The following is a 16029-nucleotide window of genomic DNA, read 5'->3' on the forward strand; positions in this document are numbered from 1 at the left end:
ATGGTTCTCTGTTTCCAGTTTCCAGTTCTCTGTTTCCAGCTCCCTAAATTATTTAATAATCTGTACTTCGAACATTTTGTCCCAGTTTTTACCTGTTAGGAAGAATGTCTTAGTCTGTGGGTTATAAGCGATACCGTTCATTACATCTCTGTCTTCGTGATATGTAGTTAGGTTTAGTAATTCGCTGAAGTCTATAACAGCTTCTATTGCTCCTGTTTGAGGATTGATTACAGCTACTGCATTTTGTGCGTAGAAGTTAGCATATATCTTACCATCTACCCATTCTAATTCATTAGCGTATGGAATAACATTCTTATCTGTATATACGCTTACTCTGTCTATTTCTTTAAAAGTCTCTGGATCTAGTTTATAGATAAACTCAGAACCTGATGTCATATAAAGATGCTTACCGTCATTCGTAAGTCCCCAACCTTCCATCTTCTGAAAATAAGGAAGTGTTTTCTCCTCTGTTAATGTTTCTGCATTGAATACATGAGCTTCATTGTTTTGATAAGTTAGTTGGTATAGTTTACCGTTTAAGATAGTACACCCCTCACCGAAGATTTCTGCTGGTTGTTTGTGAATCTTGATGACTTTACCTGTTTTATAATCTACTTGACGCACACTAGAGATTCCTTTCTTACCTGTTCCTCTTCCTGTGTTTGTTGTTCCTCCACCTTCACCATTACCTGTACTTTCGTATAAAATACCATTGTAGAATTCTAGACCTTGTGTATAGGCATCTTGGTCATGAGGATAAGTGTTTACTAATTTATAGCTGTAAAAAGAAGGCTCTTTAGGAGCTGTTATTTCTATACTTGTAGTGAATTCTTTATTCGAATTTTCAGCATAAGCGACAGCTTTAATCGTTGTTTTACCTAATTTTTGTTCACCTAAGTTTAGATTTAACACCTCATTTTTGATAGAAGCACCTACTTTTTTGTCGTTGAAGTAATAAATTACAGAGTCTACTTGCGCATTTTCGGTAGTTTTTAGACTCAGTTTTATGTCTTCATTTCCCTTATATAGCTGTTTTAGATGAGTAGTATCAATAGATAAAACATTTTTTTCTAAATTTTTTTTGTTCGAACAGCTCATAAAAGCTACTCCTAATACTAACGGAACTAGAATGTTATATTTTTTCATTGTCATTTTTTAATTTGATACAATATACAAATCTAATGCTAATAGTTGAAAAAGCTTGGAAAAATAAAAAACCGTTGTATATTTGCAGTGGCAAGTCCTACACGACCAGCTCCCTCTTAATCCTCCAGGGTGGGAACGCAGCAAAGGTCTGAGGTTGTAGCGGTGCGATGTAGGTAGCTTGCCATTTTTTTCTTATTTGTAGATCTCCGTGTTGGAGATTTTTTTTTTGCCCTAAAGTTTTTTCCTTTTACTTTGAATATCGTTGTTGGGTGGGTACGATTTTTGTTATTTTTGTATAAAAAATTTGTTTTGAAGAAGATAACAATTAAAATAGGTAAGATACTAGGCTGGTTCTTACTTAGTTTATTTCTAATATTACTACTTCTTATCGTTGCGATACAGATACCTGCTGTCCAAAATAAGGTGAAGGATTTTGCCATCACCTTTGTACAGGATAAAATAGGTACTCCTGTGTCCTTAGATAGGATAGAGATTGCCTTTCCTAAAAAAATAGTAGTTAAGAATCTTTATGTTGAGTCTCAGCAGAAGGATACTCTGTTGTATACTAATTATCTAGGTGTAGATATTAGCTTATTTGCCCTGCTGAAAAGCTCTGTAAATGTCAATAGTGTTCAGTTAGATGGACTAAAGACAGATATTAAACGCGATAGTCTAGGACGCTTTAACTTTGATTATATCATCGAAGCCTTCGCTTCAGATGAAGAGGAGGATAAAGAGGACAGTAGCTCTATGGCTATAGATGTAGGTGAGATAAGCCTTAGCGATATCCAGGTAAAGTACAATGATGATTATGATGGTCATCACGTTTCGTTTGGATTAAAGAGATTTATTACGCGTTTTAAACAATTTGATTTAGAGGAGATGAAATTTGCTATTCCTAAGATTGCGATTGCAGGAATAGACTTAAATTATAAAAAAGAATTGCCTTCTCAGGCTTCTATTGAGGCAGCACAGTTAGTTGTAGAGCCAAAAGAAGAAGAGTCGAATACTTCTGCGATGCCTATAGTAGATTTAGGTACTATAGAGTGGACAGATAGTAATATCGTCTTTGAGGATAAGGAGAGCAAGTTATATGCTAATCTGGCGTTAGGAGCTTTTAAAACTACATTTGAGCAAATTGATTTAAAGAATCAACAGATAGATTTAAAAGAGATCCGATTAGATGATACCAAGGCTGTAGTTCATTTATTTCCTACAGCTATTAAGGCTGCAGAGCCTGTAAAAGAAGAGGAAAATACTCCTGTGGTGGAAGAGTCTGCTCCATGGAAACTGGGTATAAAAGAATTTGCTCTAAACTCTATTGATGTCAAGTTTGACAACGATAACTTTAAAGCATTGACTTTTGGGTTAGACCCTAATCATATCGCTTTTACAGATATTAATTTTGATTTAAAAGATTTTCAGTTTTCTCCTAATGTGATCAGAGGAAATTTAGAAGGTTTTTCTTTTAAAGAAAAGAGCGGGTTGCAAGTAGATAAATTCAAAACTTATTTTCTATACGGTGATCAAACTACTTTCATTAAAGACTTCATTTTAGAAACCCCTAACTCTAAGTTTGACGCTAACGTAACATTGAATTATAAAGATGTGAATAAGTTGTCAGAGCATTTAGAGGATACTTCAGTGGATGTTCTAATCAAAGAGTCTCATCTAGGATTAAGAGATGTATATCTAGCTATGCCTACTATTTTTGAAGAAGCTGGATTAACAAGTTTAACGAATAAAAATTTAGCTGTAGACATTAAAGCAAAAGGTGTAGTAGGAGATTTGTCTATTGAACAGTTTTTATTGACAGGATTACAGTCTACAACTATCAATGTGATTGGGAATATAAAAGGAGCAACTACTCCTGAAAAAGCGATAGTAGATTTAAAACTGAATAAATTTCAGACTTCTGCTAAGGATATCTTCAGCATCGCTCCAAAAGGCGTGCTGCCAACGAATATAGAGATTCCTTCGCACTTATCACTATCAGGTAATGTAAAGGGAGGGATGAAGGCGATACAGTCTCAATTAGCCCTTAAAACGACTTCTGGTAATGCAGATGTAAAAGTATTCTTCGATCAACGCATAAAAGGGAAAGAGAAGTATTCTTTAATAGCAAATATCGCTGAACTAAAATTAGGTCAAATCTTAAAGAATGACTCTATCGGTACGCTATCTATGTCTGCTTCTGTAAGTGGGATAGGACTAGACCCTAAGAATATAAACGCAAAAGGAAATATCAATGTTGTAAAGGCTGAATACAGTGGGTATAGTTATAACAATATTGAGTTAGATGGAGCTATTGAAGACGGAAAATATACTATTCATTCTATTAACAATGATCCTAATCTAAACTTTGCATTAGATGCTAGTGGGCTGTGGACGGATAAGGGAATTAGCTTAGACTTATTGGCTGATTTTAAAAATATTGATTTATATAAATTAAGTATAGAAGAAGCTCCGGCTAGCTTTAAAGGTACTATAGAAGGGAAGTTGGCTAATATTATGCCTGATGATCTAGATGGTACAGTGGCTTTAAAAGGACTGTCTTATATGTCTGCTTCTAGAGCATATAAACTTCAGCCAATAGAGATAGTTGCTACGAGTAAGGATACTCATAAATCATTAGGTCTGACGTCTGAATTGGTAGATTTCAATATGCAAGGAGAGTATAAAATTACTCAACTAGCAGATGCGCTAATGAAGACAGTGGCTGTCTATTATGCAACAGAAGAGCCTAAAAAAGAAATTGCTAAAAAGACTGTAATTGATCAAAATGGAGCAGAGGAAAAGGAACAAGATAAAAACTACTTTACTTATAAACTTTTGGTTAAGGAAAGTCCTGTTATTCACTCTGTGGTACCTGATCTAAAAGAATTAAAACCAATAGAGGTATCGGGTAAGTATGATGCGAGTACTGATTATATTAGTTTAAAAGGATTGATTCCGCTAATAATCTACGGTGAAAATGAGATTAATAATATCGCTATAGAATTAAAACCTGTCAATGACGCATTAACTTATGGGCTGTCTGTAGAAAGGGTAGCGAATGCTAGTGTGGCACTTAGAAGAGTATCATTAGCAGGTGGTATAAAAGATAATACGATTAGTTATAATTTGAGTCTAAAAGATAAGTCAGATGCGGTGTGTTATCTTATCGCTGGGGATGTTCGTGCTGAGGATGGAGATATGATAGCGAGGTTATATCCAGATGGTTTTATACTAGACTATCAAAAGTGGGTGGTGGAACCAGAGAATAGATTTGTGCTAAAACCAGAAGGGTTTTATGTGAAAGACTTTAAATTATCACACGACGATAGTGCCTTAGTTATAGAGTCTAAGGATGAAGTAGCGAATAGCCCAATGAGAATATTGTTTAATGATTTTAGCATTGAGATGTTGACTAAGATGGTTAAGAAAGATGTTCTATTGGCTAGTGGGTTTATTGATGGTGAGGTATATTTAAAAGATTTAGCAACAGACTTTAGATTTATATCAGATATTGATATTTCTAAGTTACAGGTGATGGAGATAGGGTTAGGTGACTTACATGTTGGCGTGAAGAATGAGAGTGCTAGTAAGTTTATAACCGATATTACCTTACAAGGAGGAGAGAATAAGATATCTATCGACGGATGGGCTGATGCGGATACTCAAGAGATGAATATGAATGTGAATTTGGCTAAGTTCCAAATGGCAGCGATAGAATATTTTGCAAAAGATCAGTTGTCTAAGGCAGAAGGATTCTTCTCAGGTGATCTGAAAATAGGAGGAAAGTTTACAGACCCTAAAATATTAGGAGCGATGAACTTTAATGATATAGGTTTCCATGTGAATGATTTAAATGCTGATTTCAGAAAGATTAACGAAAAGATTTCTTTTACAAACAGAGGGATAGAGTTAGATAAGTTTAGTATCACAGATACAGATGGAAATATACTAGTGGTAGATGGTCAGGTACTTACTAAGTCATATCAAGATTTTGCTTTTAATCTAAGTATTAAGGCAGTTGATTTTAAAGCAGTGAATTCTACATCTAAAGATAATGAGATGTATTATGGTAAACTGGTTTTTGACAGCGATATTAAGATTAAAGGGGATTTAAATAAACCTATTGTTACTGGAGGAATAGAGGTTGGTAAGAAGACAGATTTCTCGTTTGTATTACCACAGGAAGACCCTAGTATAGCAGATAGAGAAGGTATTGTGGAGTTCGTAGATCAGCACAGTTTACAATTGGCTGAAATGCAGAAGTATGAAGAGGATTTTAATAACTCAGCACTTAAAGGATTAGATGTTTCTGTTTCGATTAAAGTAGATAAAGAAGCTAGCTTTACGATGATTATGGATAAATCAAGTGGAGATAAGATCATTCTAAAAGGAGAAGCAGACTTAGTGGGAGGTATTGACCCATCTGGTAAAGTAACGTTATCTGGACGATATGAATTCTCTCAAGGTTCTTATGATTTGTCATTTAATATGATGAAGAGAAAGTTTGAGATTCAGAAAGGAAGTTATATTGTTTGGGCAGGTGATCCAACTGATGCAAATCTAAACTTGACAGCTATCTATGAGACGAAGACTGCTCCAATAGATCTATTAGGAAATCAGCTAAGCAGTCTATCGCCTACACAGCAAAATATGTATAAGCAGAAGATACCATTCCAAGCATTATTAAAGATGGAAGGAGAGCTACTGAAGCCTGAAATATCTTTTGATGTGCAGTTAAAAGAAGGAATTACAAGTGTATCTGGAGATGTGCTAAGCAATACGAAGACGAAGTTAGAACAGTTAAGACAGAATGAGTCTGAACTAAATAAACAAGTATTTGCGTTACTGTTACTAAACAGATTTATAGGTGAGAATCCTTTTGAGAGTAGTGCAGGAGGAATGAGTGCAGGGTCAATGGCTAGACAGAGTGTGAGTAGATTACTATCAGATCAGTTGAATAATTTGGCTGGTAACTTAATCGCAGGTGTAGAGCTTAACTTCAACTTAGAATCGTCAGAAGATTATTCTTCTGGAAGCAAAGAGAATAGAACAGACTTAAATGTGGCAGTGTCAAAACGCTTATTCTCTGATCGATTAAAAGTAACAGTAGGAAGTAGCTTCGAAGTAGAAGGGAATGCCCGTCAGAATGAACAAGCAGCTAATATAGCAGGAGATATTGAATTAGAGTATGCACTGTCAAAAGACGGTAGATACTTAATGAAAGTGTATAGAAAGAACCGCTATGAAGTAGCTCTTCAGGGTCAAATCGTAGAGACAGGAGTCGGATTTATAATAACGATGAGTTATGAGAGATTCCGCGAATTATTTGAACGTAGTAAAGATAAAAGACAATTAAAAAAGCAATTAAGAGATGAAGCTAAAGCAGAGTAAAATATATAATGGATTAGCGGGATGTCTTGGACTATTATTTATATTCTCATGTAATACAACTCGTCATTTGGCAGAAGATGAGTATCTGTATTCTGGAGGAAAAATAGTGATTAACAGTGATTCATTGTCTAAGTCTCAAAAGTCTGAGATGAACGATGAGTTACATGGGTTATTACGTCCTATCCCTAATGCTACACTGTTAGGTATGCATCCTAAATTGTTTTTTTATAACCTAGCAGGAGATCCAGAAAAGAGTAATAAAATGCGTCGATGGATGCGAAATAAGTTAGGTGAACCACCTGTATTATTCGATCAAGTAGACATGGAGAATAATAAAGCTATTCTATCTAATCGATTAGAGAATCAAGGGTACTTCAACGTAGATGTGACTTATGATACGCTTCGACCAAGTGCAAAAAAGAAAGGAGTAGAGTATACTGTAATCCCTGGTGACCAATATAAAATACGTGAGTTTACCTTTGCCAAAGATTCTACAGGTATCAAGCAAGTATTGTCTCAAGCTATGCCTTATACAAGATTAAAAAAGGGTAGAGCTTATGACTTAGATGTTATTAAAGATGAACGTACTAGATTTGATAATTATCTGAAGAATAAGGGATATTATTACTTCAGTGCTGATAATTTACTAGTACAGGTAGATAGTAGTGTAGGACATCATCAGGTAGACTTGGCATTAAAGATCAAAGAGAATACCCCTAAGTTAGCACTAGAGCCTTATACGATAGATAATATCTATATATTTTCAGATTATGTTTTGTCTGATACGAATTATATGCAGGCTCTTGATTCTGCACAAGTGTATAAAGATTTTAAAATAGTAGATCCTAAAGGAAAGTTTAAACCTTCTATTTATGATAGAGCGATTCACTTAAAACATGGAGATACATATAATAGAAATGATCATAACTTATCTCTAAATAGATTGGTGAGTTTAGGTGTTTTTAAATTTGTGAAGAATCAGTTTGAGATATCAGATAGTTTAAATCATAAATTAAACGCTTATTATTTCTTAACTCCTGATAACCCTAAGGCTATTAGACTTGAGTTGTTAGGAAAGATGAATTCTGCGAGTTATAATGGAGCAGAGTTAAATCTGAACTGGAGTAATAAGAACTTTATGAGAGGGGCTGAGGTGTTTTCTGTGTCAGCTTATGGTGGAGCAGACTTCCAGATGTCATCAGCTAATAATGGATATAATGTATATAAGGTAGGTCTTGAGACTAGTCTGACTTGGCCTAAGATTATCTCTCCATTTAATCTACAATCGACTAGTGCTTATATCCCTAAGACACGTGCTATTCTTGGGGGAGAATATTTAGAACGTAGCCAATTGTATTCATTGCAGTCTTTTAAAGCTTCTTGGGGGTATCTATGGAAAGAGAGTGCTTTTAGAGAGCATGATTTGAAAGTATTTGATATTAACTATGTAAAACCTGGGCATGTTACAGATTATTATAAAGAGTATGCAGAGGGGAACCCATCACTGGAGAGGGTATTAGATAAGCAATTGACTTTTGGACCTACTTATACCTATACTTATACAAATACTAGTAAGAAGTTTAAAAAAGGGACAATATACTATCGTGGAGGATTAGATTTGTCTGCTAATATCACAGGTTTATTAATGGGGGCTAATGTGGATAAGGATAAGGAAAAAAGTTTGATAGGAGTTCCATTTAGTCAATATATAAAAACAGAACACGACTTTAGACATTACTTAAGACTAAGTAAAACTTCACAGTTAGTAAGTAGAATACACGCTGGTATAGGGGTAGCTTATGGTAACTCTAAACAGATGCCTTATACAAAGCAGTTTTATGTAGGAGGATCAAACAGTATTAGAGCGTTTAGAGCACGTACTTTAGGACCAGGTTCATTTAATCCAGAGATTAACAATGCTAAGTTTATACCAGATCAATCAGGAGATATGTTATTAGAAATGAACTTAGAGTACCGAAAAAAACTATTCAGCATTGTTCATGGTGCATTGTTTGTTGATGCAGGAAATATTTGGAATCTAAATGATGTATCAGATCGACCTGGAGGTAAGTTCAGTGGAGACTTTTTAAATGAGTTAGCAATTGGAGCAGGAGCAGGGTTGCGATTTGATGTAACATTCTTAGTTCTTCGTTTTGATTTTGCTTTTCCATTGCGCGTGCCATATCATGCATCTGGCGAGCGTTGGGTAATAGATGATATTAATTTTGGAAGTAGTAGATGGCGAAAAGACAATCTAATGTTTAACTTCGCTATTGGGTATCCTTTCTAATATGTGTGGAAACAATACACAAAAAACTCCCCACCTTTTCCTATTGTGGAAAGTTGGGGAGTTTTTTTATAATTCGCATAATGTGTTGAATTTAAAACAGATATGTGTTTAGCTCTTATGTCTGTTGGATTTGGCATGGTTTTGTATATATACTATTACAGTAAGGTGTTATAAAAAAAGTAAAGAAGTTGAAAAACTTCCTGCTTTTGAAAAAGAAAATTTAAGTGTTTATTTAAAAGTTATGTTATCGAGAGATAACAAGTTAGATCGTTAGTAAGGTGAAGAAGAGAAATCTTCAAGCAAACAGGGAGCTCATGCTCCCTTTTGCTGTTTATAGCCGTTAATTTTTGGTCTACATTGGTAATGAATAATAAAAAGTTTAAATTTGCATTTAGCACATAAAAAATAAAAATATGAGTCACAAGATTCTGGTTATAGATGATGATGTTCCTTTCTGCGAAATGCTAAAAACTTTTTTATCTAAAAAAGGGTATACGGTTTCTAATGCATTTAGTAGTACAGAAGCAGAACAGTGTATTGATAACGAGTGCTATGATATTGTCCTTACAGATGTTAGACTACCTGATAGTAATGGTTTAGAATTACTTAAATATATAAAATCAAAATGTAGAACTTCACAAGTTATTTTAATGACAGGGTATACTGAAATTAAAACAGCTGTGAATGCAATGAAGTTAGGGGCATTTGATTATGTAGCAAAGCCAATAAATCCAGATGAAATACTTTTGACAATTAAACAAGCTCTCGAAAGAAAAGCTAGTGTGGAAAGTGGTGAACCTTTAAAATCGAAAGCTAAGGCTACGGTGGTAAAAGATGTAGAAGATACAGACGAGAATAATATAGAGCTAGATTATGTAAGAGGAGAAAGTAATGTGTCTAAGCAGTTACACGAGTACATTGATTTAGTAGCACCTACTAATATGTCTGTTTTGATTATTGGAGATAGTGGTACAGGTAAAGAAAATATAGCACATTCTATTCACTTAAAAAGTAAGCGTAAGGATAAGCCTTATATTGCAGTAGATTGTGGTGCAATCCCTAAGGATTTGGCTTCTAGTGAGTTCTTCGGGCATATTAAAGGTTCTTTTACAGGGGCTGTTACGGATAAGGTAGGACACTTTGAGGCTGCTAATGGCGGTACGATATTCTTAGATGAGGTAGGTAACTTATCTTATGAAGTACAGGTACAATTACTAAGAGCGCTTCAAGAAAGAAAAGTAAAACCTGTAGGGAGTAGTAACGAAATAGACGTAGATATAAGAGTTATTGCTGCAACAAATGAAGATCTGCCAAAAGCTGTAAGAGAAGGAGAGTTTAGAGAAGATTTATATCATCGATTAAATGAGTTTGGTATTGTAGCACCTAGATTAGCGGATAGAGGCGCAGATATATTAATGTTCGCAATGCATTTCTTAAATGAGTCTAATATTGAACTTGAGAAAAAAGTAAAGAAATTCTCTTCTGAAGTAGAATGTATCTTTTTAACTTATGATTGGCCAGGGAACTTAAGAGAAATGAAGAATATCATTAAAAGATCAGTTCTTTTAACTCGTGGAGAGATTATAGAAAAAGATGTACTACCACAAGAGATTTTAGTGCCAAAATCAGAAGTGATTAAAGCGAATGTGAGTAGTGAAACAGTAGAGGATGATCTCAAGTTATTCTCTTCTAGAAATGAAGAACAAGCTATTCGTACTGCACTAGAAAAAGTTAAGTTTAATAAAACTAAGGCTGCACAGGTATTAGGAATAGATAGAAAGACATTGTACAATAAAATGAAATTGTATAATATCGAATTATAAAATTAAAAGGTGTTGAAGGTGATTCAACACCTTTTTTTATTCAATTATGGGTTTAATGTAAAGTAGTTCATACTGAAAGTATAAGTATATCTCTACTTTTATTTTTACCTTTGCTTAAAATAAGAGAAGTAGAGAATATGGATATAAAAACGCTAATACATCATAATTTAGATGAGTTATTTTATTTAGCCGATAAAAAGGGAATTTTAGATACAGACTTAGTTGTGAAGATAGGAGCTTATGTAGGGGCTGCAGTATTAAGAGGAAGATATGCAGAACAGAAAGAAGTTACTTTAGACGAGGTAAATGGAGTGTTTGGTATTATAGGAGATTTCTGTAGAGAGAGTTTTGGAGGAAGAAGTTTTTCTAAAACACATTTTAAAAAGATGACAACCTTATCTCTTGAATTGATTCAAGAAACTACATTTGATGCGGATGTGGAAGAGTTCATAGCATCATTGAGAAGTTAAGGAATTATGATATATTTTTAAAAAAGCCTGTAAATATAAATGTTTACAGGCTTTTTTATGCTTAGTTGTGATGTTATAAGAATAGGTTTTTATTATCATATAGGTTTGATAATTAGTTGGTAAGATAAGTTTTAAAACTTTTTTACTATCTTGTAGTAAACCAACAAAAAATAATCAAATGAAAATAAAAACAATAGAATCGGCAAATAATGCACATGCCTATCAGCTACTGATAAAAGACTTATTAGAGAATTCGCTTCGTGTGAATCCTAAACATGAAATAGTTTATAAGAATCAAGAGCGTTTCAACTATTATGAATTATATAGTAGAGTGAAGCAGTTGTGTAATGTATATCAAGAATTAGGTTTAGAAGGTGGGAGTGTTGTAGGTGTTATAGATTATGATAGTCATCGCTACTTAATGAATTATTTTGCAGTTCCTATTTCAGGGAATGTATTGCATACGATTAATTGGCGCTTAGCTCCAGAACAAATGCTTTATACCATCAATCATGCTGAAGATGAGGTATTAGTTGTACATGAGGATTTTTTACCAATAGTAGAATCGATTAAGGATAAAATGACAACAGTTAAACAGATTATCATTATTCGTGATCATACTAATGAAGTTAAGACCACTTTAAATATAAAAGGATACTTTGATGACTTAGTTAGTTCTTCTTCTAAAGAGTATAGTTTTCTTGATTTTTCTGAAGAAGCAGTAGCTACTTTATTTTATACAACAGGAACTACAGGGGATCCAAAAGCAGTATATTTCACGCATCGCCAGTTAGTACTACACACTATGGTAGAGATGAGTGTGTTATCTCTGATGAATGAAGGGTTTAAAATTACATCAAAAGATGTGTATTTACCTTTAACACCAATGTTCCATGTCCACGCTTGGGGGCTTCCTTATGTAGCGACTGCATTAAGTTTAAAACAAGTGTATATTGGTAGGTTTGAACCTCAGAGTTTCTTAGAGATCTTTAGAAAAGAGAAACCAACGATATCACATTGTGTGCCTACGATATTAAATATGCTTTTGACTAGCCCTGCTGCCAGTGATATTGATCTTTCAAATTGGAGTGTATTAATAGGAGGTTCAGCTTTGAGTAAACCATTAGCAAGAAGAGCTATGGAAAGAGGTATATCAGTAGTAACGGGATATGGAATGTCTGAAACTTGCCCATTATTAACAACTTCTTATTTATCATTAGAGACTATTCAAAACGATCTAGAGTCTCAATTAGATATTAGAACAAGGACGGGTAGAGCTGCATTGTTAGTAGATTTAAAAGTAATAGATGAGGATGGAGTAGAAGTACCTAAAGATGGTAAAACACTAGGAGAAATAGTAGTAAGAGCACCTTATCTTACCATGGGATATTATAAAGACAAAAAGAAGAGTGAAGAGCTGTGGGAAGGAGGGTACTTGCATACTGGAGATATAGCTTGGATTGATGAGAATAATGATGTGAAAATAGTAGACCGTTCTAAGGATGTGATTAAAACGGGAGGTGAATGGATGTCTTCACTCGCTTTAGAAGAGATGATAAGTAGTTATCCAGGTGTGGTAGATGCCGCAGTTATTGGGATTCCTGATGATAAATGGGGTGAACGTCCTTTCGCATTAGTGGTAGCGAAAGTAGGAGTAGAGATTACAGAAAAAGACCTAGTAGAGCATATGCAAAAGTATGTTGATAAGCAAGTTATCAATAAATGGGCTATACCTGATCGCTTTGTATTTGTAGATAATATTCCTAAAACAAGTGTAGGTAAAATCAGTAAGAAACGTATAAGAGAATTACATGAGTTAAACCAATTAGGATAGTTGTTTGGTCAAGTACTAAATTTGCGGTAACTTCCAATCCGTAAATTAACTAACGTAATATGAAATTAACGCCAACAACAAAACCTACAAAAAGATCTAATCCTAGTTACTTTTGGAAGCAGTTAGGGTTAGGTCTTTTTGTTTTGGGGAGTTTGACTACCCAAGCACAAAAAAAGCCTTTAGACCATTCTGTTTACGATGGGTGGCAATCTATTGGAACAAAAACTTTTTCTAATAATGGAGACTGGATCTTATATCAAGTGAATCCACAGGAAGGAGATAAAACTCTATATATAGAGACAGCTAAAAAAACTAAAAAACTTGTAGTTCCAAGAGGAGAGAAAACTGTATTTACAGGGACGTCTAATTTCTCTGTTTTTTCTATTCGCCCTACTTACGCTGATTTAAAAGCAGTAAGAACGAAGAAGAAAAAAGAGGATGAGATAGCAAAAGATTCTTTAGGAATATATAATTTAAAGACAGGAGCTTTAGTTAAGAAATCTGATATTAAGTCTTTTAAAGTACCAGAAAAGAAAGGGGATTACCTAGCATATTTATTAGAGCCAGCTAAAGATACTGCAAAGTCAAAAGACAAAAAAGAGGTAAAGAAACCTGCTAAAAAAGCAGACAAAGATGCTCCTTTAGAATTAGTATTTGAAAATCTAGTAACTGGAGAGAAAATCTCTTATGAGAATGTAACAGATTATTACTTTGATGATTTAGGACAGTACTTGGTTTTTGTTACAAAAGATCCTAATGCAAAGAAAAAGGACGATAAAAAAGACGAGACTAAGACTGAGGAAACTAAAGAAGTAGCAGATACAAAAGACGAAACTACTAAAGAAGAGAAAGCAAAAGGGCCTTTCGGAGTATTTGTAGTTGATTTGAAAACAAAAGCAGTCAAAACAATTTTAGAAGGGACAGGTAAGTATTCTCAGTTCTCTTTTGATGAGAATGGTAAGCAATTAGTATTTATTGGAACGAATGATGAGGAGAAGGTATTAGTAAAGAAGTATGACTTATACTATACTAATCTTGTGACAGGCGCTACAGTATTAGCATCTAATACAACTAAAGGAATGCCTAAAGATTGGGTTGTTTCAGAAAATAACAAACCTCGTTTTAGTAAGAATGGAGGAAGATTGTATCTAGGTATTGCACCACAACCTATTGCTAAAGATACTACACTTATAGCAGAAGATCATGCAGTAGTAGATATTTGGCATTATAATGAAGATTATATTCAGCCTCAACAGTTGGTGAATCTAGATAAGGACTTAAAGAGAAGTTTTTTAGCTACTATTAACCTTAAAGATAGAAATAAACTTGTTGCTTTAGCTGATGAAAAAATCAATGGAAGTCAATTAGTAGATGAAGGAAATGCTAATATTGTGTTTAATTCTTCAGACTTTGGAAGAAGAGTAGAAAGACAGTGGAATATCTCAGGAGTTTCTTCTTACTACATTGTAGATGTAAATACAGGTAAAGAAGTAGAGGTAGTTGCTGACTTACCAGGTTCAGCTCGCATATCACCAAAAGGAACAGCTGTAGTATACTACAATAGTGAAGAAGGTAATTGGTATGCTTATGATGTTAAAACAAAGATTACAAAACACTTAAATAAAGGTTTAACTGTATCTTTTGCTGATGAGACTTTTGATATGCCTGACAATGCTTCTTCTTATGGAATCCAAGCATGGACAGATAACGACGAGTCAGTTTTAATTAGAGACCGTTTTGATATTTGGGAATTTTATTTGAGTAGTAATAAAGCTCCTAGAATGGTTACTAATGGATATGGACGTCAAAATAATATTGCTTTTGATGTATTAAAGTTAGATGATGAAAAACGTTCATTCAATAGAACTGAACAAGTAATCTTAGCAGCATTCAATGAACAAACAAAAGATGCAGGATTCTTTACTACAGAAATAAAAAGTACAAAAGCACCTAAAGAAATATTAATGCAACCATATAGTGGTTATAGTTCTTTGTTTAAAGCGAAGGATGCTAATGTATATGGTTATTTAAAAGGTTCTTTTACAGAGTCAATGAATCTTTATGTTACGAATGACTTAGTATCAGCTACTCAATTAAGCGATATTAATCCACAACAAAAAGAGTACAATTGGGGAACTGCAGAGTTAGTACATTGGACTACGCCTAAAGGATATGAGTCAACAGGAGTATTATTTAAACCTGAAGATTTTGATGCAAATAAAAAATATCCAATGATTGTATACTTCTATGAGAAGTTATCAGATAACTTGCATCGATATGAAGCTCCAGCACCAACACCATCTCGTTTAAATATTTCATATTTTGTGAGTAATGGTTATTTAGTATTTACTCCAGATGTTAGTTATGTAGATGGACATCCAGGTAAATCAGCAGAAGAATATATCAACTCAGGAGTAGAGTATTTAAAGCAAAATAAATGGGTTAATGCTGATAAAATTGCTATCCAAGGACAAAGTTGGGGAGGATACCAAGTTGCTCATTTAATTACAGTAACAGATATGTACGCAGCTGCATGGTCAGGAGCTCCAGTAGCGAATATGACATCAGCTTATGGAGGTATCCGTTGGCAAAGTGGAATGAGTCGCCAATTCCAATACGAAAAAACACAAAGTAGAATAGGAAAAACACTTTGGGAAGGACATGACTTATATATTGAAAACTCACCATTATTTAGAATGCCATATGTAAAAACACCAGTGGTGATTATGCATAATGATAACGATGGGGCAGTGCCATGGTATCAAGGTATAGAAATGTTTATGGCATTAAGACGTTTAGGAAAACCAGCTTGGATGTTAAACTATAATGGAGATGAGCACAACTTGATGAAACGTCAAAATAGAAAAGATATTCAAGTACGTCAACAACAATTCTTCGATTACTACTTAAAAGATGGTAAAGCACCAGTTTGGATGGTAAAAGGAGTTCCTGCTACAATGAAAGGAAAAGATTGGGGATTTGATCTAACAGAAGATCAAGTGAAATAATCTAAAATAGATAAGAACAAAGAAGGGCTATTCTTCACAGAATAGCCCTTCTTTGTTTATGCTAATTTAC

At 34.1% G+C, this 16029-nt stretch carries 7 protein-coding genes and 1 other RNA gene; 7 read left to right on the forward strand and 1 reads right to left on the reverse strand.

All coding sequences use genetic code 11. The features are described 5' to 3' along the window. Positions 1-48: 48 nt before the first annotated feature. Positions 49-1146, reverse strand: a complete 1098-nt coding sequence (locus MPR_RS05280) for a glutaminyl-peptide cyclotransferase (protein ID WP_041895196.1) — start codon at positions 1144-1146, stop codon at positions 49-51. Between the two features lie 88 nt (positions 1147-1234). Here MPR_RS05280 and ffs point away from each other — a divergent pair. The 7 genes from ffs (at position 1235) to MPR_RS05310 (ending at position 15959) form a co-directional block, all read left to right on the forward strand. Then, positions 1235-1333: signal recognition particle sRNA small type (ffs, locus tag MPR_RS18260), an RNA gene on the forward strand. A 122-nt stretch (positions 1334-1455) separates the two neighbouring features. After that, positions 1456-6534 (forward strand): translocation/assembly module TamB domain-containing protein, encoded by a 5079-nt coding sequence (locus MPR_RS05285; protein ID WP_041889955.1) that lies wholly within the window; start codon positions 1456-1458, stop codon positions 6532-6534. Further along, positions 6515-8824: a translocation and assembly module lipoprotein TamL gene (tamL, locus tag MPR_RS05290; RefSeq protein ID WP_041889958.1), complete on the forward strand. Its 2310-nt coding sequence runs from the start codon at positions 6515-6517 to the stop codon at positions 8822-8824. Before MPR_RS05285 ends, tamL begins: the two co-directional genes overlap by 20 nt. Before the next feature lie 413 nt (positions 8825-9237). Further along, a complete protein-coding gene (locus MPR_RS05295; RefSeq protein WP_041889961.1) occupies positions 9238-10647 on the forward strand; it encodes a sigma-54-dependent transcriptional regulator in 1410 nt (469 codons plus the stop codon). A gap of 137 nt (positions 10648-10784) precedes the next feature. Then, on the forward strand, positions 10785-11117 hold the full coding sequence (locus MPR_RS05300) for a hypothetical protein (RefSeq protein WP_041889963.1): 333 nt from the start codon (positions 10785-10787) through the stop codon (positions 11115-11117). Positions 11118-11295: 178 nt separating this feature from the next. Continuing rightward, on the forward strand, positions 11296-12951 hold the full coding sequence (locus MPR_RS05305) for a fatty acid--CoA ligase (protein WP_041889965.1): 1656 nt from the start codon (positions 11296-11298) through the stop codon (positions 12949-12951). Between the two features lie 59 nt (positions 12952-13010). Next, the gene (locus MPR_RS05310) at positions 13011-15959 is read left to right on the forward strand and encodes a S9 family peptidase (RefSeq protein ID WP_041889968.1); all 2949 of its coding nucleotides are present in this window, start codon (positions 13011-13013) and stop codon (positions 15957-15959) included. The last annotated feature ends 70 nt before the right edge of the window (positions 15960-16029 follow it).

This window comes from Myroides profundi, assembly GCF_000833025.1.
In the GTDB taxonomy this organism is placed as follows: domain Bacteria; phylum Bacteroidota; class Bacteroidia; order Flavobacteriales; family Flavobacteriaceae; genus Flavobacterium; species Flavobacterium profundi_A.

Excerpts from the sequence above, each read along its gene's own strand:
- MPR_RS05280 (WP_041895196.1), bottom strand. The coding sequence starts at position 1,146 with ATGAAAAAATATAACATTCTAGTTCCGTTAGTATTAGGAGTAGCTTTT.
- MPR_RS05295 (WP_041889961.1), top strand. The coding sequence starts at position 9,238 with ATGAGTCACAAGATTCTGGTTATAGATGATGATGTTCCTTTCTGCGAA.
- MPR_RS05310 (WP_041889968.1), top strand. The coding sequence starts at position 13,011 with ATGAAATTAACGCCAACAACAAAACCTACAAAAAGATCTAATCCTAGT.
- MPR_RS05305 (WP_041889965.1), top strand. The coding sequence starts at position 11,296 with ATGAAAATAAAAACAATAGAATCGGCAAATAATGCACATGCCTATCAG.
- MPR_RS05300 (WP_041889963.1), top strand. The coding sequence starts at position 10,785 with ATGGATATAAAAACGCTAATACATCATAATTTAGATGAGTTATTTTAT.
- tamL (WP_041889958.1), top strand. The coding sequence starts at position 6,515 with ATGAAGCTAAAGCAGAGTAAAATATATAATGGATTAGCGGGATGTCTT.